Origin of the sequence: Mucilaginibacter sp. (assembly GCF_036383575.1) — a bacterium.
Lineage (GTDB): Bacteria > Bacteroidota > Bacteroidia > Sphingobacteriales > Sphingobacteriaceae > Mucilaginibacter.
Genome location: NZ_DASVOB010000246.1, coordinates 1 through 2,058 on the forward strand (window position 1 = coordinate 1; position 2,058 = coordinate 2,058).

Annotated in this window: 2 protein-coding genes; one reads left to right on the top strand and one right to left on the bottom strand. The window is 40.5% G+C overall.

The genetic code is table 11. From position 1 onward, the window contains the following. Nucleotides 1-152: 152 nt before the first annotated feature. Nucleotides 153-1,385 (bottom strand): alpha/beta hydrolase-fold protein, encoded by a 1,233-nt coding sequence (locus tag VF500_RS08795; RefSeq protein ID WP_330859319.1) that lies wholly within the window; start codon nucleotides 1,383-1,385, stop codon nucleotides 153-155. A gap of 179 nt (nucleotides 1,386-1,564) precedes the next feature. Here VF500_RS08795 and VF500_RS08800 point away from each other — a divergent pair. Next, nucleotides 1,565-2,058: hypothetical protein (locus VF500_RS08800; RefSeq protein ID WP_330859320.1), on the top strand; the 494-nt coding region annotated here is incomplete at its 3' end.

Genomic DNA, 2,058 nt, shown 5'->3' on the forward strand with positions numbered 1-2,058 from the left:
GCAAGCGGACTCTATAAGGTCCCAAGGGTTATACGGGGTGTCTAATTTGCCCTGTTTATTCCGCAAATATCTTACTTCTCATCGCAGGGCACGTCATTACATTTTTTTTCAGGTACCCCTGATGGTTACTCGCAATGACGGTTTTTATATAATTATTTCCCCGCCTGTACCTTATCCAGCTTATCCATAATTTCTTTGGTATACTTGATTGATAAAGCCTTTTTGAAATACTGCTCAGCATTTTGTTTATCACCACGGGCCAAAAAGCAATCGCCCATACTGTCGTAAACGTTAAAGTTTTTAGGGTAATTGTCAATGTTCACCTGGAAAAACATAGCTGCTTTTTCATAATCCTTTTGTTGTAAAAATGCGTAGCCTATACCATTCATCTCCGGTTCGGGCGGGTGTACCGTGTAGCCCCTTTCGGTCGACATTGCTTTATAATGCACATCTATCATTTGCCTTAGCTGCACAGTAGTATACTGTTTGTCGAAATATTGATTGTAAGGTTGGTTTCTCGGAAAGCGGTTGTTTTTGAAAATAAACCGTAAAGCGTCATATTCGGCATTGAAAGAAACCGAGTTATGATCATCATCAGGATAATACTTTTTTGTCCATTGCAGAGTATTTGCTTTATTGGCAGAAAGATTATCTGCCAGTTTCATGATCGAGCGAATATGGTGCGATATTTCGGTAGTATCCTTTTTTACCTGTATGGTATCCATGCCGGGGTTCATAGTATTAGCAAAACCGAGGAAAAGCTTCTTGTTGTCAAATTTCTTTTGCTTAAGGATAATCGTTGCCTGTTTAAGTAAATTGTCATTATCATAAAACATGCTTGGGTCGATAGCTGCATAGGCATTAAAAACCTGTGTATGTTTCAATAACATATTGATCACAGTTAATCCGCCCAATGAATGACCAATCATGGTACGGTAGGGGGCAGTAGGATATTTCTTATCTATATAGGGTATCAACTCCTTTTCCATAAAAGCCGCAAAGTTTTCGCCTCCGCCCGATGATTTGTCCATTGTACCGTTTGTTGGTGTAAGATCGCGGGTGCGGTGGCCTGGCGTATTGAGGATACCAACAATGATCATTTGCGGGAATACCGTATTGCCGGCAGTGGCGCTAAGTTCTTTAACCATAGTAACCAGCGACATGAAATGATCATCGGCATCTAAAACGTACAAAACCGGGAACTCCGGTTTTGAAAAGTAGTTGGTATCATATCCTGATGTATAAACCCAAAGCGGTCGGTTTTCTTTCAGGATGTCGGAATAAAGGGTATCCACGCGTCCCAAAATTATGGGCTGCTGTGGTGGCTGTGCCTTTAACAGGTATGCAAGTGTGAGGTGAATAAGTATCAGGATGAGCTTTTTCATGTGGCTGTTGATTTATGAATCAATTATACAGCAACAACGTACCTTACAGAAGTAAATGGGATGAATGCCCCGGTTGATGTGATGGAAATAATTGGTGCCCTGTTTGCGTTTTACAAATAACCAAAAAACATGTTTTGATGTGTTTGTGTTAGTTACACATCATCTATTAAATAATTGCTGTGCTCAATACTTACAATACCGCCCGTAAAAAAAACAGTTTAACAAGATTTGAGATCCTGATATTCGGATTGGCAATTGTGTTGACTCCGGCAGCCGTTGTGCTGTTTTTTGCCGATCAGGCCTATTTTGAGATGATCTACAATCCGGATGGAGGGTTTATAGGGTATGTTACCGTTTTATTGTTGATTGCAATTTTCGGTGTATCGGCAGTGTATATTGTCCGGCTTTCGCGCTATCGCAGTATCCAGTTTTGTATTGTTTTAATTTTAACAGGCATATCAAGCCTGATTTTTGCAGTCGGAATAATGGCTGCTTTGCCCGATCTTCTCCATACACCAACGCATAACCTTTTCAAAATAAATAACACACTATTGGATACAAAGGCAAAGGACGTGATCAAAATTAACGAGGCCGGCAAAATTGCTTTCCGCTGGTTGTTGATCGCTGCTGGGGCGTTTTACTTTTTGATACTTCCGTTTATATATCGGAGCAA